Genomic DNA, 17804 nt, shown 5'->3' on the forward strand with positions numbered 1-17804 from the left:
ATTTTCTCGGGCTATATGATCGAGGAGATTTTAATGAAGACGAGCAGATTCAGCGAACCACAAATCCTTGCCATCCTTCGCCAGGCGGAAGGCGGCGTTCCTGTACCCGAGTTATGCCGGGAACATGGAATGAGCACTGCGTCATTCTACAAATGGCGATCCAAATACGGTGGCATGGATGCCTCGATGATCAGTCAGATGAAGGCTCTGGAAGACGAAAACCGTCGCCTGAAGAAGATGTATGCGGAGATGAGCATGCAGGCGGAACTGCTTAAAGAGGCTCTTGGAAAAAAGTGACACGGCCATCTCAACGCCGGGAGATGGCCGGGAAAGCAGTGGCGTTGCGAGGGGTGAGCGTTGCGCTTGCCTGCCGCACCTTCGAGGTCAGCGAGACATGCTATCGTTACAGCGCCAGGCTGAACGACGAGAACGGGCAGATTGCCGATCTCCTGATCGGACTGACGCGGGCAAAGAAGACCTGGGGCTTCGGTCTGTGTTTCCTTTATCTGCGCAATGTCCGGGGGCATCACTGGAACCATAAACGCGTTTACCGCATCTATCGTGAGCTTGAATTGAACCTCAGGATCAAGCCGCGCAAGCGGTTGAAGCGGGACAAGCCCGATGCTCTGACCGTGCCAGATGCGCCGAACATGGTCTGGTCCATGGATTTCATGGCCGACCGGCTGGAGGATGGAAGGCAATTCCGGCTGCTGAACGTCCTGGACGACTTCAACCGCGAAGGTCTGGGCATTGAGGTAGACTTCTCGCTGCCTGCCGAACGCGTCATCCGCAGCCTCAACCAGATCATCGAATGGCGCGGCAAACCATTCGCAATTCGTGTTGATAATGGGCCGGAATACGTCAGTGGCAAACTGATGGAATGGGCTGCCAACCAAGGCATCGCCTTGAGCCATATCCAACCCGGCAAGCCACAACAGAATGCGTATGTTGAGCGCTACAATCGCACCGTTCGGAATGAATGGCTCGACCAATATATCATCGAAAGCATTGAGGAGGCGCAGGAATTTGCCACGCAGTGGCTATGGACCTACAACAACGAACGTCCCAATATGGGCATCGGCGGCGTAACGCCCGCACAGAAACTGAAAATGGCCGCGTGAATTCTACTGACGAGCCCCGTTAAAAACGGGGGGATTACCATCTCGCTTTGGTGAGTTAGGTTGCATTTATCTCCCTGTCTCGCCCCAGGGTAGCTTGCTCGTAATGAAGCACTCGCGCAACATGCGCCGCTCAACAGCAGCCCGATGTTCACAGGAATCCCAAGTGAGACGCCCCAAAACGCGCCTCGCATACGCGAAGAACGTTGTTTTGTTCATGGGGATTTCCTGCAAAGAAAAAGCCCCGCAACTGCGGGGCCTTGAGAAGATGTTAATTCGAAATGATCAGTTATTCCTTGAAGCTGTCAAACAACGACCTGACAACAACAAGCGCTAGTCCTACGATCTGTGCAAAATTTTGTACCAACAACAATGGAAGTAGCCATTCGTATTTAGAAAAATCCCACCAACCAAAGCCAACCATAATCAGCAAGACCATTTGGAATCCAATGAGGATCGTCATGACATCTATCATGAAGTCTGACCATTGTTTCTTGCTGTCGTGATGGTTCTTGAATGCCTTCAGCCGTTCAAAATCTAGCTCTCGATCGATGCTGTCTGGGTCACTTTCAATTTGCGAAACAGGCTCCGGCTGGTCAGTCGGAACCTGTGTGCCTTGCCTGAGAATTTCATCCAGAATGTCCGCTGGGCTCGGGTTCCCTTTATCTGACATTCTGTAGGCGGATTTCCATCATGGTGCGGCTAACGTCAAATACATCAGCTAAGGCCGACACAGGAGCGCCGAGCACTTGTTTCAAAAGATGATCTGGGACAAGAAGCTCTGACGCAAACGCATTTGCTTCCTGTTCAAATGCGTTGCTCGCCTCAACTTTTTGGAAACGCGGCAGTACTGGATATGCGCCTGGATTCGCCTCGAATGCAGCTTTGTGAAGCATCCAGTGTCCTAGTTCATGAGCGATTGTAAACCGCTGGCGATTGGGATGATCGGCCTTGTTTACATAGATTCTCCGAGCTTTAAAGTCGAGCAAACCCGCGACATCCTCAGAAAACTTGCCCATATCGGAGAAAACGACATTAACGCCGTTCATCTCAGCGACTTCTACAACTGGTATGGACGGAACGGAAAAAACCTTAGTCAGTTCCCTAGCCTTAACTCGGGCTTCATCTCGATTAGGACGGTCATTAGCATGCATGGCAAAGGTCATTGCGCTACCCCTCCTTATGTTGATGCATATGCAAATAGCCCGGTCACTGGGCCGAGCGTTAATTCACTCTAAAGATAATGCGATTCTTTGCGATTTTAATAGATGGCGTCTTGACTTTTTATTTCACACGAGTCCGCAACTAAAATGTGGTCTATAAATTATTGAATAACAACCCCTTAGCCAGAAGTGCCGCCGCACCAACTGGCACAATTTTATCCGTTGCTTTTCCTTTCCGCACAGAAGCGCCAACATTAAGACTGTTCGGAGCCTATCGTTTTGCGAGACTGCGAACGATATCCATAATTCCTCCATCGTCGGCAACTGTCGCGCGATCGCGCATCTCCGCGTTGCGCAGAGCTTCTTCGTAATTGTCCATTTGAATTTCTCTCCGAGATTTACTTTACCAGTCCTCTCATATTGACCTGTCGCAGATCACGAGCTGTCCGAAATGCGCTACCCTTGTCGTAACCCGACAAACCTTGCTTGACGCCTTCATTCACAAGTTTGCGGACATGATCATCGCCGCTAGCTCCATTGACCGTCACGTTAATGACAGGCGCGCTACTCACGCTGTTATTATGGTTGTTCGTGATACGGGACAGATCCGGCATCCGCGGAGCCGACAGGGAGGGCATGCTGACCGGACCGCCGCCTGCCAATTTAAGCCCCCTGCCCCCGTTGATCGCATCGAGAAGCGGTCCAAATTTCTTCGCTGCGGCTGCGTTGATTACGTACTCGCCATTTGAGAGCATAGCGGGAATGCTATCACTGCGAGGGCCGCCGGGACCGCGAACTTGGCCGCCACTGGCAAGCCTTAACCCCGCCCACGGGTCTGATTTCCCGCCGCCAAACACGCTACCGATGATGCCACCTATACCACCGCCGCCAAAAAGAGCATCGAGGCCGGAGTTCAAGAAGCGGTCGGCCAGTTGGCCCAGCGCATTCGAAAGAACGTCAGAAGCCTTGGCGCCAGACAGCAAGCCATCGACCAACGTACCGGCGAAGTCTCGCCCGGCGTCGTTGAGCTCTTGCAGGGCTTCTTTCTGACGTTCGTGCGCTTCATTTGCGCGATAGGTGCTTTCGACGAGAGATTCGATCTTCTGCTTTTCGGCTTCTGTGGCCGCTGCCCCAGCATGGCGAAGCGCGATCATTTGTTCCTTCTGGACGGCTGTCTTACCTACCAGGCTGGCCTCGAACTCGAGCTCTTTGATAAGGTCGGTTACGGCCTTGCGCTCACGCTCGGATTGCTTGGCCGCTTTCTCGCGGGCCTTTTCAGCATCAGACTTGCCAGATGTTGGAGCGGCCAAGGGCTTGTAGGCAGGCTCAATAACAATAGTGTCAAGCTTCGTTGCCGTCAGCTCGTCTTTGCGCGCCTGCAGCTTAGCCATCTTATCGTCAAGGGATCGCATCTCCGTGTCTGCATCTTTGCCGATGATGCTGAGTAGGCTATCCTCGGTGGTGCCTTTCTGCGCAAGCAATTGCTCTTTACGGGTCGCAAGCTGCGCAAGTTCACCATTCACCCCCGAAAGCGTCTTGCTCTCCATCGCTCGCCAAGAAGACAAGAATGCCTCCAGAGCAGACGCAGCTTCAACGATAGCGCCCTTCACGGCTGTGCCCATGGTGGTAGCCAGCCGATTGAACGACCGATCGATCTCTGCAGATTTCTCGATCCATTCCTTATCAAAGACGACGCCCATTGCATCAGCTTCCTTGAGCGTGGCGGCAATGCCTTCCCGGCCTTGCTCAATGAGCTGAACGAGCTGTTCCCCGCCTTGACCGCCGAACAACTCATCGAAAATCTGGATTCCCTTCGCAGTATTCTTGAGGCGCTGCACCCGGTCGATGAGCTCAAGCATGAACTTCGACGGGTCTTTGATGCGCTCCTGCACTTCCTGTGGGGAAAGCCCCAATTGTCGGAATGCATCGGCTGCGCTGCCGGACTTACCGGCGGTCGTGACGTATTCACTGGCGCGCAACGAAAGTTCTTTGAAACCGTCGGTCAGGGCGTCGATGCCAATGCGGTTTTGGTCGGCAACGTACCGCCAGCGCTGGAAATCCTCGACGTTCACGCCGGCCATTTTGGCTTCTCGTCCCAGGTCAGCGAAGGACTTGGCGACGTTCTGGATTGCTACGGTGATCCCGGCGAAGCCACCGGCAGCGATACCCGCCCATAGCCCCTTCCCGAAATTGGAGAGGTAGCTCTCCATTTTGGCTAACCCGCGGGACATGGTGTTATCCATATTCTTCGTCGCTTTTCCCCAGAGCCTTTCCATCCCGGTGGCTTCGCCATCGAGGCGCTGAGCAAACTTCGCAAGCTGCTTCTCCGCGTCCTTGACGCGCATCTCCATCCGCGCATAAAGCGCTGGTTCATTTGCCATTGTTGAAATCCTTGATAGCGGAATTCATTGCGCGACTACGTCGACTGGACATGCGCTTGCGCAGCATTCGGTACGACGGCCAGAAAAACGGCTGACCTGATGTACCGGGGTGATGAGCCCCTTCGAACACGCCACCAGCGATGTGAGGAGCGGTGCCGAACTCGACACCCAGGGCATAATCATAGCCATCGACGGTCGTTGCTTCACCACCCGCTCGAACGATTTGACCGCCCGTTTCAGTCTCGTAATGGCGAATAGAAGGTTTGAGATGGACGCCGTCTTTCGGATCTTCAGGTGCCATTTTCTGCGCCCAATCAGTCCATTCCTCGGCATTTTTCTTAATGGCCTCGTTGGTCTTCTTAAGGACAGAGGCCGGCAGTTTTGCCAGCCTTTTCTTGAAGGCCGCTGAAGCGTGCCACGCCTTACTCATCGGTGGCTGACGTTTCTGGCTTCTCGCCATCAGTGCCAAACAGAAACGCCTCAACTGCTGACAGTGCGATCGGTAGGCTTTCGGTCAGCGGTCGATTTTCAACATATTGCCGTACCAATTTGAGCGCTTCAGTAGGAGCAAGGCCGCCGCCAATCAACGCGATACGGATAATCTCGCGAACGTCAGACACAAGACCGTCTTGATGGGTGACCATGGCGTTGAAGGTTTGAAAGAGGCTGCGACCAGTCTTGTCTTCCCATTCTTGGGCACCTGCCCACGATAGAGCAAATACGTAATCAGCATCACCGAAAGGCTGTGTGACCTGAGAAAATGGAACTTCTGTCATATCAATAGTCCTGTTTTTCGGGGCATTACGTCTGGCGTTGTTTTGGAGATTGACGAGTGTGCGGTGATCAATACCGTGCGCCGATTGCGGCGACCGCTGAATCTCTTTTATTCGGTGGGTCATGTCGTCGACCAATTTAGGAAGGTCATCCATGTGAGTGTTCCTCAAGAAAAAGCCCGCTCCGAGCGGGCTGCTATTGTGATAAGTGACGATAGATGGCCACGGCGTGCGGCAGGTATTGCCAGCGGATTCCGCGATCCTGTGGGTGAAAGCAGCAGGGCGGGCAATACGGCAGCTTCAAAGCACCGGCCACAAGCAACAAGTCGTGTAGGTGCCAGTGTTCTCGCCATCCGCCGCCATCGATCGGTTCACTTGCGATGTAGGCTTCAAAAGCCTCGCGAATTTCAGGCGTGATCTCGAAATCGATGCGGTCAGATCGCCGATTATGTCTTTTCCTGACCGGCATCAGGGTTGCCCAAATTCGCGTGCGCCCCAGCAATCGGGACCATGAATATCTACGACTTGACGGCCCAATGCCCGCCAAGCCTGTTCGGCCAGTTCGCGCGAGGGCGGCTCGTGATCGACCGTGACCCCCGCGTGGTGAAGATCGGAGAACATGTCGACGCCGGTCTCCAGGTATTCCTCCCAAATGTCAAAGACGAACGCCGTGCGTCGTCTATCGGCTTTGCGACGAACGGGCATCAGCGCCTATTCCCGTAGTCGGCAGTGCGCGGCACACGAGGCGTTTCCGGCGATTCCACACAATCAAGGGCAAGCTCGCGAATGAGCCGTGCGAAACCGATGCGGGAATCTCGTTCAATTGCGACTTCAGGGCGGGCTTTTGGTTGCTGGAATCGATCCAGATAGGTCAGACCGTCCTTATCAATGACCCTTCGAGCTGCCACCGATCTGTCCCACGCTTCCGCGGCAAGCGTGAGCAACTTGACGTGATGTGGTTCTAGATCGAAGTCGTCAACAACACTTTCGAACCATTTTTGAGTGGGTTTTTTAAGATGGCTTGGCGGCTTTATCGCCGCATTTGTGGGGTTTTTCGGCATTCAGCCTCCAATTTTTTTTTGAACCGGGGCAACGCGAGTATGTGCGATGGGCCCAGCCCGCTCCTAGAGCGAGCGGCTTCCAGACTTCGATTCCCCCCATAGGGTGGGTGGTCACTCGATGGGGTAGCCGTCCGCGCCAAATCGGATGACCTTCTCTCCGCGTTCCTCGCGCTGCTTGATCCGATCATGACAGGGCTTGCACAGGGACATGAGATTGTCGGTGTCCCAGAAGAGATCCTCGCTCCCTCTATGCGGGGTGCGATGATCACAAATCGTGGCAGGCTCCACGTCGCCAAATTCAAAGCAATAAACGCACAAGGGCGACTGCATCAGATGTCGCTCACGCATCTTGAGCCATCGCGACCGCTTATACAGGTGCTGCCAAGCAGCGCTTTCACCTCTACTCATGACGCCCCGAACACTCGCTCGGCCTCGGCCAGCACTTCGGGATCGATGAGCCGCACGCTGGTTGCCTTCGGGCTGTTCATGCCGCTTGGTACGGCGTCGTAACGGACGGTATCGCCGGCTTTCGGCGTGTCGCCGTCGATGACAGAGCGATGGAAGAAAACGTTGCAAGGCTCGGCAGCGATGAAGCCGTAGCCATGATTGAAAAGCAGAACCTTACCCGTCGGCATGTTCGTCCACACGCTTCAGATGGGTCGCGATAATCTTGTCCTTAAACATCCCGGCCTTGTACGAGTAAAAGGCGCCAACTTCTGGCTGTTCGCCCGCGAATTGGAATGCGGTGATATGGACGAACATGTCTGAACCGTTGTCCGTTGTCAGAAAGCCATAGCCGTTACGCCAGGCCTTTAGTTTGCCTACCGGCATTGAAATCTCCTTGTTGGAAAAATAATGCCGCGACCACGCGCATTGCTGCTGGGGACTCTGGTCGCGGGCGTGCCCACGTTGTGAAGCGCTATCAGGAGGATCGGCGCCGCGCCGCACAACTCACCGACTGGGCAGGCCGGACATTCACGGCGCCTGAACGTGATTAGGCTTCGAACTGACCGGTAACGATGCTTTCCGGACGATACACGGCAAGAGCCAGACGCTCTTCGATGCGGGCAGTCGCCATATTCTTTTCGAAGTCGTCGGCATTCTCCGTCGAGATTTCGAAGATCACCTGCTGACGGTCAAACAGTTGGGCAGCCGTATCAAGCGCACCTACAAGGAACTGACCTGCTGGCATTGCGGTGGTGTCCACGATAGGCAGACGCCACACTCGACCCTGACCGCCTTCAACGGGATCGACAATGATGTAATTGCCGCCGGCGTCCTTGGTCAGTTCAAGGTCCGCCAGATCGTCCGGGTTCATGATAATGCCGCTTGCACGGTATTCGGCGCGGCGTACCTGCTGGATAGCGCGGCGCAGAGTGTCAACGCGGGTATCGCCGGTAGAGCGCAGCGTTTCGTCAAACACCGTCGCCTGTGGAATCAGGCCCAAAAGGTTCTGACCTGTACCGTCGCCGAAGAGGAGCTGGTTTTCTTCCTTAAGCTTCAGGCCCGAAGTACCGCGGACATTGACGTAACTGACGAGACCGGGCGCGTCGTCCATGATCTGCTTCGACAGTTTGAACAGGTGGGCAATCGTACGGACGGGAGCCGTCACCAGATCGAAAGTCAGATCGGAGTAAGGCTTCTGCGTCGTTTCAGCGACAGGCGCGGCATTATTCGTGAAGCCCGTCTCTTTGACGTATTCGATTGAGCCTGCACTGGTTTCGCCCGGAGCGATAAGGTCACGGACGGTCAGGACGCGCTCGGCAGGTGTAACAATGCCGGGACGTCGATCAGCACCCACAAGCGAAGTTGCTGCGGAGCGACCGGTACCAACGGTAGTGTTGCCGGAAGTGATGGCGGCCATTTCGACGTGCGCCCGGCCACGGACGCGGCCACCTTCCAGCGACTTGAAGGCTGCGGATTCCACCATCTTGTCGGCGATGGTTTCGCCATTGGCATAAAGCACATCACCGGAAGGCTCACGAGCAGCGCGCTTTTCGAGTTCGCCAAGACGGGAGGAAAGATCGCCGGTTTTGGCGTTGAAGCTCTCGCCGAGCTCGGCAATCATCTCAGAAAGATTAGACATTAAGTGTCCTTTTCGACATAAGAAAATGCATGCAGATAGGCCAGCAAAGAGGGCTGGTATTGCATCGGCTTTTCGGGGTTTTGCTTGTTATGCGCATCGACGGATTCGACATGCTTACGGGCCAGCCGATGTAATCGGCGATGCTCCGCAAACTGTTCGGGTGTTCGATGCTTTCTTGTGATCGCAGCCATTTCGACTGCAATCGGATCGCTCTCCGCTTGGGTTACAGCGAGGATTTGGGCGATCAGTTCGTCAGGCCGAGACATGCATGGCCCTCCGAATTCTTATCAATTCAACCAGCGCGTCAGCCTGTTGGAGGTTCTGGCCTTGCAGTTCTGCTGCGATGGCAATCAGCGCGTCGCCCGGAATGATCCGAGCGTTCGTTGCAGCCTTTTCGGGTGCCTCGGCCCCATAGACGGCATGATTGCCGTTGAGAACAGCGGACACGCCGGCCGGGTCCTGACGGACGATGACGTGAGCGATATCCACCGGGCGGCCGAATAGCACACGTTGAAGAACATGCCCGAAGGCAATGCCTGCGCTGGTTAAGTTCGAGAACGTGTCTACGGTTGCCTTCACGCTGCCAAGGCCACTGTCAGCGATGACCGCGAGCACAAGCGTGACGATTTCGGGTTCGGACAGGTCTGGCGGGTATCGCCTGCTGCCTTCGGCGTTTGAGACCAGGCCAGCGCTTGCAAGCCGTTCGCTGATTGCTTGAATGCGACCCGGAGCAATGCGTAGCCGGCGCGCAAGTAGTTCCTGAACCGCGGACTTTCGCATCCGGGCACCTCCATAAACTTGAGATTTGGAATTAAAGGGCAAAAGAAAAACCCGCTCGCCGGTGCACGAGGAGAGAGACCGGCGAGCGGATGAGCGCCGCAAGGGCGCTACTACCGCATAGGGGACTATGCGGATGGGATGCCCCATGCCGTGGGCGCGACATAGGGCGGCGAGGAACCAGGGGCTCGCCATTTCGGCCGGTTATTCCACCGCCGAAAAGAAAAAGGCCCGCCGTAGCGAGCCTTGAAATGTGTCTTCATCTATAACCACGGCAAGCCGTTTGGGGTGCACCGCAACCGCATAGCGGTTGAACCCCTTCACTATACTCCGCACGAGATCGCGAAATATGGACCTAAGCCGCGTATTTTTTTATTGCGGCCCCTTGCAGGTCTCCGCTACGCAACCTACCTCCAATTCAACAACGAAATAGCCGCGTGCGTGAGGACTGCCCCAGGCTCAAGAAAGTGTCCTCAACATGGGTCTGGCGTGCATGGCGGCTACATCAAGGGCCACGCACACGAGAAATGAGGTAGGCAATGGATGCCAGCTTGTTGCTCGAGGCCAGCCAGTCGACGAAGACAGTTCGACTAAAGCTTGATCTATCGATCAGCTTGGCTTCAGTCGCAATGTTTATCAGTCGGCTGTTCTAACAGAAGGCCCTCCAAAATGCTTGGAGGGCCTTTTCTGTTTAAGCCGCCTTCGACCTGCCATAGATCGTTCCCGGCCTCTTGGTGATGTCCTTGCCAAAATAGATAAGGTTTGACGCGTACGTCGCATCTATGGATGCTTGCACCCTGATTTCTGCCCTGCTTGCCTGAACCGCCATCAAGCATTTTTCCCGATTCCACGCTTCCCTAACCACATCAACGGCGGCATATACCAGCGCCTTGCCAGCGGCGCTGGCCTGCTTGCCTTTGAACCCGCGAAACTCCCCGATCTGCGTCATTGTCAGGCCGCTCAAGGCAGCTAGTTCGAACACATCAAGCAATGGCCCCAGCGCGGCCCGTAGCGGCCCCAGGATGGCCTTCGCATCCATATGGGCAATCAGACTGTCCTCACCGATCGTTGGCACTGCGGGGGCTTGGGTGCGGTTGGGAACGTCATCGGCGGTAACGCTATTGCGGACGCCACGCGAGATCGCAACTTTCTTCGACTCCCGCATTCCGTGGTCTCGCATCCGGCCATTGTCGTCAAAGCTTCTGCGCCGGGCAATGTCTATCCCCTGATGGCCTACCTCAGCTTTGACGTCCTCCTCTGGCAGCCCAGCCACATCGACAAGCATGATGTAACGCCGAACCATTGCGGCATCATCAGCCCGCTTGTCGCGCACCAGCGCCTCGCAGACAGGTATGGCCGGTTCGTTATCATTGGCCGCTTTCGGCCTTTCGCGCGGTTTCCATCCTCGTGGCTCTGGCTGCGGTACGGTTGGAACTTTCGTCACGGTTGCTCCCTTCATCATTGATGCCAGCCATTCGCGAACAGCCGTTTTTGGTGCGGGCGGTTCCTCACGCGGCAAGTCAAAGGTCGCATCCATGATGACTTTCGCTGGCGGAGTCTTTTCAAGCTTCGGAGCCGCTTTTTTCTTTTTTGTCCTTGGCGGCGGTTCATGCGCAGTCACGTGATCTTCCGCCACGTAGCGTTTCCCCGTCCCCTGCATTCCTAGCTTGCTGGCGGTTGCCTCATTGACATATCGCCCAGGCGCTACTTCAACCATGACGCTCATGCCGCTGCCCTCGTTACTACGTCGTGGACGGATTCGGCAGTTTGGTCGTCTGGTTCTGTCATGCCGATATTCCTTCAAAGCTGCCATCCGATCCAATGACGAAACGCGCGCCTATCAGGTCAGATTGCTCGCCAATCGTGATGTTAGTGGCGATGGACAGCCGCTCTAACTGGCGCTGGCCGTCGGATTGTTTATCTGCGCTATCGGACTCCGTGACTATTTGGATGATGTTGCCGGAGCCGTCCTTATGTTCGATATGAATTGCGAGAATGGTGTCGGCGCCACTGCGGATAAGGTGCGCGTCTTTCACTTCAACTTCCCGGCCTGCGCGCGCCATGCCGCCCGCAAGGGCGCGCATGTGCGATGCGCTGGTGGGATTATTAGTTCCGCTTTGCGGACTAATAATAGGTTTGGGGGACATCATGTCCCCTCTACGGACTATAGGGGGGACATTTGTGTCTATGTCAGGTGTCGTGAATGTCCCCTCTACGGATGACACCGATGTCCCCCCTAGCGCAGGAACGCGACAGTCTAAAACAGGCAAGCCGTCATTGGCCTCGCGAACCGTGTCCGCCCCCCGAAACCACCAATTTACCCCGTAGCGAGTAGACGCGCGTCCGATCGGTTCACGAACAATGAAAATTCGGCCACTCTGTAGCAGCACCCTTTTGACGCGCTGAACGGTTTTGACGCTAATTGGAACCCGGTCCACGATGAAGGTTCGCGCGCATTCCGCATATCCCGCCTTTCGATTGTATGCGGCGCAGATTTTTTGAAGCACGCGCAACGCGGCGGAGGACAGCGTGCTGTCTTCGTTAGCGTCTTCAAGAAACGACGCCTTTTCGTAGGCATATGGGCGCAGTGGCTTAGGCTTCGCCATTAGAGGCCCCCGGCGATGGATAGGCCGGTGCCTCAAAATCCTTCAGACGCCGTGCGCCGCGCGCTTCTTCCCAACGGAGATCAAACTCTTTCCCCCATTCCCGATGCTCATCCGCGCGCTCCCATAGGCAGCGATAGACCGAACGGCGATCATCCGTAAAATCTATTCGCTCGATGAGTTTGGCGGATAAAAGGTTTTGAAGGGCGCGCGAGACTGTGCGTCGGCACGATCCCGTACGCCTTTCGAATTCCTTGTGCGATAGCCGACATTCGCCATGCAGTAGGCATTCATTGACAATAGACTGCGCAATTCTGTCGGCAGTGCGCGAGTGTGTGAGGCGAAGCGCTGCGCCCATAAATAATATTGCGCGTTCGATCTGATCTTCAGGTACGTCTTGTAACGAGTCGTATTGCATCAATCCTCCATTTGGGGAGAGCGGGCGCGCGTCGGCCCTTGGCGCGGGCGTCAGCGCATGCTTGGTTATGGGGTGAGGGTGTTAGGCGGCTCGGGCGGCTATGCGCTCATCGATCCACGCTTCGACTTCGGAGCGGACATAGGCAACGCGCTTCAAACCGATTGGAACTGGTGACGGAAACCGCCCCTCCTTTGCCATTAGGGCAAGAAGCACACGCGACATTGTTGTTACTTGGGAAGCTTCCTTCGGCGACATGAGACGCGGACAGTTATCATTACTGGCGTTCATACGAATCTCCTCGTGTTGCCAACGCGCGCATAGTCGCACGTCTGGCGTGATGTGGTTTGGTGTGGAGGGTGCCGCAGGGTTCGGTGGCGGCTTTTCGTTAGGCGTTGGTCCCAAGGACCTGCTTCGATCGCTTGCAGCGATCCTTCGGCCAGACGTAAGTCTGTCGGAATTAAAAACATCATCTAAGATGTTGAATGAAATTATGCCTGTCTCATAAATATAGTCAATAAGGAAAACCTGAGCGCAACTGATTATTTTTGATCATTTCTTTCATTAACGCTACATTTAGTATTTAGGTAATCCGCCCATTCTTGCATCATATCCCGACGCTTCGCCAAAGCTGATCCACGGCGGTAGGCGGCTTCCGTTTTATCTTTGAGAACATGGGCAAGTGCCGCTTCAGCCACATCGCGAGGATAGTGCGTTTCGTCACCCGCCCAATCGCGGAAGCTGCTTCGCAAACCATGCAAGGTCGCATCACTAGCGCCCGCAGCACGAAACACCTTAACCATCGCAGTGTCGCTGATTGGCCTTCCTTCTCTCTCCCCTTCGAAGACAAGCATGCCTGTCGCACGCTGTTTTTGCGCCAGAAGAATAGTAACAGCCCCATCCGACAACGGCACCTCGTGATCCCGCGCCGACTTCATGCGAGCTGCCGGGATAGTCCAAAGCTTCTGTTCAAGGTCGATTTCGTCCCATGTAGCAGACCTCGCCTCGTTCGACCTGGCCGCCGTCAAAGCGATGAATTCCACTGCCCGCGCTGAAACCGCGGCAGATTGCCGAAGCGTCTGGATGACCGCAGGAAGCGCCTTGTATACTACCGCCGCATGATGCCCGCGAGTTAGCTTCTGGCGCGCTGGCAAGAGCTCTTTCAAACCACCACGCCAGTCTGCCGGGTTGTCACCGACATAAAGGCCGCGTGCCCTGGCGTGGTCAAACACCGCCGCAATACGTTGCCGGGTCCGGTCAGCTGTTTCGGGGATTTTCGTCCAGATCGGCTTTAAGACTTCAAGCACATCATCCCGCGTCAGATCGGCGATGGGCTTCTTATGCAATGGCTTTGCATATTCGCGGAGTGTCATCGACCATTGCGCTTTGTGCTTGTCGTTGCGGAAGCTGGCCTGCTTCACGTCAAGAACATCATCCATTACTTCCGCAAAGGTTTTGCTGGTATGCAGATCGTCACCACGGGCAAGCCGTTGTCTAATGGCTTCTGCCTTCTCACGGGCAAGCGCCAATGACACGGGCGCCGTACCTTGACCATATCCGCCGAGGCCAGTTTCGGTGCGCACCCCTGCCCGCCTGTGAATGAAAACCCATTGCCGACTTCCGCCGGCCCTGACGCGCAGATATAATCCGTCACCGTCGGAATAAATGCCAGGCTTTGACAGGGTTCGAATCCGTGTTTCAGACAGCTTGTTGCGCGCCATGTCCGTTTCCCATTGTCATAACTTTATATAGGAAAATACGGGAAAAACGCAAAACTGCAAGAAAAGAGACCAATAATTTCAGTAAGTTACGGGAACAGGCGGGCTCTCTCTCCGCCATTTTATTTTCCCCACAACAGACGCGAGTTACCTCTTTCAAGACGGTAAACCGGTTACGGCATCCGCAACTCAGGCAATAAAACAGCCGGAGGTTTGGACCTCCGGCTGTGATTTTTAGTTCAGGCCTTCTTCCTTGAATGCCTTCTGCACGTTCGGGCGGGCCAGCACACGTTCGCGCAGTTTCAGCGCCTTGGGATAGGCGCTCAAATCGAGCTTTTGACCAACGCCCCAACCGATGATCACCGACGCATAGGCATCTGGTTGAGTGAAGTCATCGCCAAGCCAGTAGGCGTTCTTGTCCGACAGCATGGCTTCGAGCTGACCCAGACGACGATTGATGTTGGCGATGACGCCAGCCCTCGCTTCCTCGCTCAGGTTGGGCGCGAACAGGCCGCTAAAGGCCGCATGCAAATCCGAACAGAAGCCCAACGCTTCCTGCAGGCGTGCGCGTTCGATTGAACCATAGGCGGGCTTGAATGCTGCAACATCGGAATGATCACCGATATATTGGAGAATTGCCGCATTCTGCGTGATGACAGTGCCGGGCTTCACTTCCAGCGCCGGGACCGCACCGCGCGGATTGACTGCGAAATAATCGCCACCGTCCGCTGTCTTCTTGGCCTTGAGATCCACGGCCTCCAGCTCATAAGGCAGGCCCGCCTCGCTCAGAATGATGTGGGGTGCGAGCGAACAAGCGCCGACCTTGTAGTAAAGCTTCATAAAAATCTCCCATCAGTTTCGATGAAAGACCTCTATCAATTCTGGTGCGCCCCGCAAGGAATTGGGGATCACAATTCCTTGTGTAATTGCATTGGAGCGTTTTTCGATCAGACTGAATCAGATCGGCGCTCTAGCGGTTTGTTTTGACGAGCAATTTATCAGAAAAGCGATGCGATCCGCGCAGGCTTCGAAGACTGCATTCGTGTCACCACAACCATCTTGTTGAACTCGCCGCGCTTGAAGGCGCGCAGGAAGCGCGGATAGTCCTTGAACACGACACAACCATTGGAATCGCCACGGCGCCCCAGCATGAAAGTATGCGCCAGAAGGCCATCGCGATTATAGCGGTTGTTGCCGTCGACAGGCGTGAGGCGGATCGCCTCGACGCCATGGAACAAGGCCTCGCGCATGCGCAGATCATAGGTATGTGGCGGCGTTGGCCCGCGGTTTTTCTGGTTCACATAACGCGGATTGTCGCGCATCGGACCGAGGCCGGAATGGGCTTCAAGGCGCTCACCGCTCGGCAGGTAAACAGTGGCTGCAGAAATATCGTAGATGGCAACCTTGCTGCGTGCAGCCTGATTGAGAAGCGGGCTGAACAGGCCGGGACGCGGTTCTTCGGTTGCACCGCTTTCCGGCGCATAAGCGAGCTCGGTCTTCTCATGCATGCGGGAGCGGCGCAGCGAAGGCTTGGCGCCCGGCAGCGGCACATCATCGGGCAGGAATGCATCCCGGCTGGCTTCATCCTCTGCGGCCATGTCGGTTTTCTGATCCGGAGCAAGCTGCGGAACAGGAACGGCATTGCCGGTAGGAAGATGTGCCCGCCTTTCAACGGCGTCCATTTCTTCAGCTTGCGAAAGCGGATCAATCTTGTTGAAGGCCGCCGCTGCGTTCGGTGCGGTCGGCACTGGCGCATAGGCAGCCACAGTCACGCCAGCCGTCGCGGCAGGTTGCTTTTGCTCGACACTCGCCACAACAGGCTCGTCGCGCCTGACGCGATCAGCGCGCAATTCGATGAGGGATGCCGTATCGACTGGCTTGTCCTCGATCACGGAATCGGGACCGATATCAGCAATGATCGGCTGATCGTTTACGTTTTTGGCCCGGTGCCAGTCGAGGTTGGAATAGGCCGCATCAGCAGTGTAGGCATTGATGAAGCTCTGCCTGATCCGCCGCGATGGCGCGATCTTGTGATCAACGACGGCAAGTGCCTGCGGCGCGGTCAGGGAAACACGGCGCATGATCGGGGCAACAGGCGCAAAGGCCGGCACGACCGTTTCCAGCGTGCCGAGCGCAGTCATCATCCAGCTTCCGGCCACAAGTCCCGTCGCGGCGAAAATCGCAACGCGCGTAAAACCTTTGAAACCGAGCGGAAGTCTGATGCCGTTGCTGCGCGGAGCTGCGTAGCCATACACTTCTGTTACACACGCCATGATACAAAATCCGAATGGAAATCAACTTTCGCGGCACCGCTTTGCATGTCAGTTCGGCAAAAAGACGAACAAGACATGGCAAAGCGGTGACTGGAAGGTCATCTCCAGCATCGTCAATTATGGTAACCAAATCCTTTACGGAATGAAAAAATCCGGTTCAGCTGGCTTCGGAAACCAACTCAAGCGGTCAGCAGATAGGCGCCCTGTTTGGCGCTCGGGAATTCCAGCCCCTCCACCGCAACGCGATTGCGTCCACGGTGCTTTACCCGCATCAGGGCAAGATCGGCACGTGCGGCCGTTTCCCATAATGTTTCAGCGCCGCGCACCATGGCGATGCCGAAACTGCATGTCATGCGGCGGTCTGCAGGCAACATGGGAAAACTGTGTCGGGCCACGCGCCCGCAAAGCCTATCGCCCAGTCGCTCACATGTTTCGGCATCCCCCCGGACCAGAAGAACAAATTCTTCGCCACCGACGCGACCGACAATCGTTGTATTTGCTGCCACTGTTTGCAGAATGCAGGCAAACTCAACCAGCACCTGATCGCCGGTTGCATGACCCAGCTCGTCATTGATCGACTTGAAGTGATCTATATCCGCGATAATGACCCCATGATCACCACGCTGGGCCTCGGCCAAACGCATAGTCGCATGACGCTCAAGGCCGCGACGATTGAGAACACCGGTCAGCGGATCGGAGTCACGCTCTGCCTGCAATTCCTTGACCACATCCGAAGTTGTCACCACCAGAAGAACCAGACCGGCAAAGACACCCGCAAAGGCACCGAATATCATGATGCCCTGCCAATAGCGCGAATGAATGAGTTCCGACGGCCGCGTGATGTCGGCGGGGAGCCCAAGCGCCATTCCAGCCTGTACAAAGAAATGCACCATCAACAACAGCAATGCACCAAACAGCACGCGCTCAATCCAGCTTCGGCGTGCAAGATTGCGCGCCTGAATGCAAAGCACGGCCACCAGACTGCCCAGAGTCAGTTGGACAGTAGGCGCAATTCGCGAATAGCTCGTATCATTCGCAATGAAATAGGCCATGGCTCCAAGAAGACCGAGCCCGATCAGTCCCGATGCAAGGCGGGAATAACGTCCGCCCATGCGTATCATGACACCCTCGCAAAGCAGCCAACCGCCCAGAAAATGGAAAGTCGTGGCAACCGGCGAGGTCAGGGTCAAGTTGTTCGAGATCAGCGAGATAGGAACCAGAAGCCCGAAAGCAAAACTGGCGAAGCTCAGGCCGAAAAGCAAAAGATGCCTGCGCTTCGTGTCGAGCATCCAAATGCCTAACATCGTCGCAGCAAACAGCAATACTACCAGCGGCGGCACAAACTTCACGAACAGGCCCTAAATCGGTTGAAAATGAGAATGCTAAAACGCTATTTCAAATTGAACCCAATGTGCAATTACAAACCAGCATCAAAG

Annotated in this window: 23 protein-coding genes; 2 read left to right on the plus strand and 21 right to left on the minus strand. The window is 55.5% G+C overall.

Features of this window, described 5'->3' with window-relative positions:
• Positions 1-33: 33 nt before the first annotated feature.
• Positions 34-1121, plus strand: a protein-coding gene (locus FG152_RS13395; protein WP_086000475.1) for an IS3 family transposase whose coding sequence is annotated in 2 segments (ribosomal slippage) — positions 34-295 and positions 295-1121 — 1089 coding nt in all. Because the reading frame shifts where the segments join, the coding sequence is not laid out codon by codon here.
• Between the two features lie 286 nt (positions 1122-1407).
• Here the strand turns inward: FG152_RS13395 and FG152_RS13400 are convergent.
• The 6 genes from FG152_RS13400 to FG152_RS13425 form a co-directional block, all read right to left on the minus strand.
• Entirely contained in the window at positions 1408-1791 is a 384-nt protein-coding gene (locus FG152_RS13400) for a hypothetical protein (protein ID WP_498986805.1), read from the minus strand.
• Complete coding sequence (locus FG152_RS13405; protein WP_498986808.1) at positions 1781-2284, minus strand: ImmA/IrrE family metallo-endopeptidase; 504 nt, start codon at positions 2282-2284, stop codon at positions 1781-1783. The genes FG152_RS13400 and FG152_RS13405 overlap by 11 nt, the downstream gene beginning before the upstream one ends.
• A 395-nt stretch (positions 2285-2679) precedes the next feature.
• Positions 2680-4662 (minus strand): hypothetical protein, encoded by a 1983-nt coding sequence (locus tag FG152_RS13410; RefSeq protein WP_498986810.1) that lies wholly within the window; start codon positions 4660-4662, stop codon positions 2680-2682.
• The gene (locus FG152_RS13415) at positions 4652-5092 is read right to left on the minus strand and encodes an HK97 gp10 family phage protein (RefSeq protein WP_498986814.1); all 441 of its coding nucleotides are present in this window, start codon (positions 5090-5092) and stop codon (positions 4652-4654) included. Before FG152_RS13415 ends, FG152_RS13410 begins: the two co-directional genes overlap by 11 nt.
• Positions 5085-5591: a gene transfer agent family protein gene (locus FG152_RS13420; protein WP_498986817.1), complete on the minus strand. Its 507-nt coding sequence runs from the start codon at positions 5589-5591 to the stop codon at positions 5085-5087. The genes FG152_RS13415 and FG152_RS13420 overlap by 8 nt, the downstream gene beginning before the upstream one ends.
• Before the next feature lie 40 nt (positions 5592-5631).
• Positions 5632-5904: a hypothetical protein gene (locus FG152_RS13425; protein ID WP_498986820.1), complete on the minus strand. Its 273-nt coding sequence runs from the start codon at positions 5902-5904 to the stop codon at positions 5632-5634.
• 41 nt (positions 5905-5945) lie between these two features.
• Here FG152_RS13425 and FG152_RS13430 point away from each other — a divergent pair, with 41 nt between their 5' ends.
• The gene (locus FG152_RS13430) at positions 5946-6158 is read left to right on the plus strand and encodes a hypothetical protein (protein ID WP_498986822.1); all 213 of its coding nucleotides are present in this window, start codon (positions 5946-5948) and stop codon (positions 6156-6158) included.
• On the opposite strand, the gene FG152_RS13435 is transcribed toward FG152_RS13430, so the two are convergent.
• The 15 genes from FG152_RS13435 to FG152_RS13505 form a co-directional block, all read right to left on the minus strand.
• A complete protein-coding gene (locus FG152_RS13435; protein WP_498986825.1) occupies positions 6140-6496 on the minus strand; it encodes a P27 family phage terminase small subunit in 357 nt (118 codons plus the stop codon). The two genes, FG152_RS13430 and FG152_RS13435, sit on opposite strands and share 19 nt — an antisense overlap.
• Positions 6497-6607: 111 nt before the next feature.
• Positions 6608-6904 (minus strand): HNH endonuclease, encoded by a 297-nt coding sequence (locus tag FG152_RS13440; protein WP_498986828.1) that lies wholly within the window; start codon positions 6902-6904, stop codon positions 6608-6610.
• Positions 6901-7131, minus strand: a complete 231-nt coding sequence (locus tag FG152_RS13445) for a cold-shock protein (RefSeq protein ID WP_498986829.1) — start codon at positions 7129-7131, stop codon at positions 6901-6903. The genes FG152_RS13440 and FG152_RS13445 overlap by 4 nt, the downstream gene beginning before the upstream one ends.
• Entirely contained in the window at positions 7118-7327 is a 210-nt protein-coding gene (locus FG152_RS13450; protein WP_498986831.1) for a S1 domain-containing protein, read from the minus strand. Before FG152_RS13450 ends, FG152_RS13445 begins: the two co-directional genes overlap by 14 nt.
• 163 nt (positions 7328-7490) lie before the next feature.
• Entirely contained in the window at positions 7491-8582 is a 1092-nt protein-coding gene (locus FG152_RS13455) for a phage major capsid protein (RefSeq protein ID WP_498986834.1), read from the minus strand.
• Complete coding sequence (locus tag FG152_RS13460) at positions 8582-8848, minus strand: hypothetical protein (protein WP_498986836.1); 267 nt, start codon at positions 8846-8848, stop codon at positions 8582-8584. The genes FG152_RS13455 and FG152_RS13460 overlap by 1 nt, the downstream gene beginning before the upstream one ends.
• Positions 8835-9362 (minus strand): hypothetical protein, encoded by a 528-nt coding sequence (locus FG152_RS13465; RefSeq protein WP_498986838.1) that lies wholly within the window; start codon positions 9360-9362, stop codon positions 8835-8837. Before FG152_RS13465 ends, FG152_RS13460 begins: the two co-directional genes overlap by 14 nt.
• A gap of 688 nt (positions 9363-10050) precedes the next feature.
• Positions 10051-11085, minus strand: coding sequence for a hypothetical protein (locus FG152_RS13470; protein WP_498986841.1), 1035 nt, complete (start codon positions 11083-11085; stop codon positions 10051-10053).
• A 58-nt stretch (positions 11086-11143) separates the two neighbouring features.
• Positions 11144-11965, minus strand: coding sequence for a hypothetical protein (locus FG152_RS13475; protein ID WP_498986843.1), 822 nt, complete (start codon positions 11963-11965; stop codon positions 11144-11146).
• Positions 11952-12380, minus strand: a complete 429-nt coding sequence (locus FG152_RS13480; RefSeq protein ID WP_498986846.1) for a MarR family transcriptional regulator — start codon at positions 12378-12380, stop codon at positions 11952-11954. Before FG152_RS13480 ends, FG152_RS13475 begins: the two co-directional genes overlap by 14 nt.
• Before the next feature lie 81 nt (positions 12381-12461).
• The gene (locus FG152_RS13485) at positions 12462-12668 is read right to left on the minus strand and encodes a helix-turn-helix transcriptional regulator (RefSeq protein WP_151611982.1); all 207 of its coding nucleotides are present in this window, start codon (positions 12666-12668) and stop codon (positions 12462-12464) included.
• 251 nt (positions 12669-12919) lie between these two features.
• Complete coding sequence (locus tag FG152_RS13490; protein WP_498986851.1) at positions 12920-14098, minus strand: tyrosine-type recombinase/integrase; 1179 nt, start codon at positions 14096-14098, stop codon at positions 12920-12922.
• Between the two features lie 231 nt (positions 14099-14329).
• A complete protein-coding gene (gene gst / locus FG152_RS13495) occupies positions 14330-14935 on the minus strand; it encodes a glutathione transferase (protein ID WP_010659377.1) in 606 nt (201 codons plus the stop codon).
• A 158-nt stretch (positions 14936-15093) separates the two neighbouring features.
• Entirely contained in the window at positions 15094-16368 is a 1275-nt protein-coding gene (locus FG152_RS13500) for a DUF2778 domain-containing protein (RefSeq protein ID WP_029929381.1), read from the minus strand.
• Positions 16369-16547: 179 nt separating this feature from the next.
• The gene (locus tag FG152_RS13505; protein ID WP_029376031.1) at positions 16548-17717 is read right to left on the minus strand and encodes a GGDEF domain-containing protein; all 1170 of its coding nucleotides are present in this window, start codon (positions 17715-17717) and stop codon (positions 16548-16550) included.
• Between the last annotated feature and the right edge of the window lie 87 nt (positions 17718-17804).

It is taken from the genome of Ochrobactrum sp. XJ1 (genome assembly GCF_024701725.1).
Taxonomy (GTDB): Bacteria; Pseudomonadota; Alphaproteobacteria; order Rhizobiales; family Rhizobiaceae; genus Brucella; species Brucella anthropi.

What these genes read in the sequence shown, in the direction of transcription:
- FG152_RS13400 (WP_498986805.1), bottom strand. Translation starts at nt 1,791, where the DNA reads ATGTCAGATAAAGGGAACCCGAGCCCAGCGGACATTCTGGATGAAATT.
- FG152_RS13405 (WP_498986808.1), bottom strand. Translation starts at nt 2,284, where the DNA reads ATGACCTTTGCCATGCATGCTAATGACCGTCCTAATCGAGATGAAGCC.
- FG152_RS13410 (WP_498986810.1), bottom strand. Translation starts at nt 4,662, where the DNA reads ATGGCAAATGAACCAGCGCTTTATGCGCGGATGGAGATGCGCGTCAAG.
- FG152_RS13415 (WP_498986814.1), bottom strand. Translation starts at nt 5,092, where the DNA reads ATGAGTAAGGCGTGGCACGCTTCAGCGGCCTTCAAGAAAAGGCTGGCA.
- FG152_RS13420 (WP_498986817.1), bottom strand. Translation starts at nt 5,591, where the DNA reads ATGGATGACCTTCCTAAATTGGTCGACGACATGACCCACCGAATAAAA.
- FG152_RS13425 (WP_498986820.1), bottom strand. Translation starts at nt 5,904, where the DNA reads ATGCCGGTCAGGAAAAGACATAATCGGCGATCTGACCGCATCGATTTC.
- FG152_RS13430 (WP_498986822.1), top strand. Translation starts at nt 5,946, where the DNA reads ATGAATATCTACGACTTGACGGCCCAATGCCCGCCAAGCCTGTTCGGC.
- FG152_RS13435 (WP_498986825.1), bottom strand. Translation starts at nt 6,496, where the DNA reads ATGCCGAAAAACCCCACAAATGCGGCGATAAAGCCGCCAAGCCATCTT.
- FG152_RS13440 (WP_498986828.1), bottom strand. Translation starts at nt 6,904, where the DNA reads ATGAGTAGAGGTGAAAGCGCTGCTTGGCAGCACCTGTATAAGCGGTCG.
- FG152_RS13445 (WP_498986829.1), bottom strand. Translation starts at nt 7,131, where the DNA reads ATGCCGACGGGTAAGGTTCTGCTTTTCAATCATGGCTACGGCTTCATC.
- FG152_RS13450 (WP_498986831.1), bottom strand. Translation starts at nt 7,327, where the DNA reads ATGCCGGTAGGCAAACTAAAGGCCTGGCGTAACGGCTATGGCTTTCTG.
- FG152_RS13455 (WP_498986834.1), bottom strand. Translation starts at nt 8,582, where the DNA reads ATGTCTAATCTTTCTGAGATGATTGCCGAGCTCGGCGAGAGCTTCAAC.
- FG152_RS13460 (WP_498986836.1), bottom strand. Translation starts at nt 8,848, where the DNA reads ATGTCTCGGCCTGACGAACTGATCGCCCAAATCCTCGCTGTAACCCAA.
- FG152_RS13465 (WP_498986838.1), bottom strand. Translation starts at nt 9,362, where the DNA reads ATGCGAAAGTCCGCGGTTCAGGAACTACTTGCGCGCCGGCTACGCATT.
- FG152_RS13470 (WP_498986841.1), bottom strand. Translation starts at nt 11,085, where the DNA reads ATGAGCGTCATGGTTGAAGTAGCGCCTGGGCGATATGTCAATGAGGCA.
- FG152_RS13475 (WP_498986843.1), bottom strand. Translation starts at nt 11,965, where the DNA reads ATGGCGAAGCCTAAGCCACTGCGCCCATATGCCTACGAAAAGGCGTCG.
- FG152_RS13480 (WP_498986846.1), bottom strand. Translation starts at nt 12,380, where the DNA reads ATGCAATACGACTCGTTACAAGACGTACCTGAAGATCAGATCGAACGC.
- FG152_RS13485 (WP_151611982.1), bottom strand. Translation starts at nt 12,668, where the DNA reads ATGAACGCCAGTAATGATAACTGTCCGCGTCTCATGTCGCCGAAGGAA.
- FG152_RS13490 (WP_498986851.1), bottom strand. Translation starts at nt 14,098, where the DNA reads ATGGCGCGCAACAAGCTGTCTGAAACACGGATTCGAACCCTGTCAAAG.
- gst (WP_010659377.1), bottom strand. Translation starts at nt 14,935, where the DNA reads ATGAAGCTTTACTACAAGGTCGGCGCTTGTTCGCTCGCACCCCACATC.
- FG152_RS13500 (WP_029929381.1), bottom strand. Translation starts at nt 16,368, where the DNA reads ATGGCGTGTGTAACAGAAGTGTATGGCTACGCAGCTCCGCGCAGCAAC.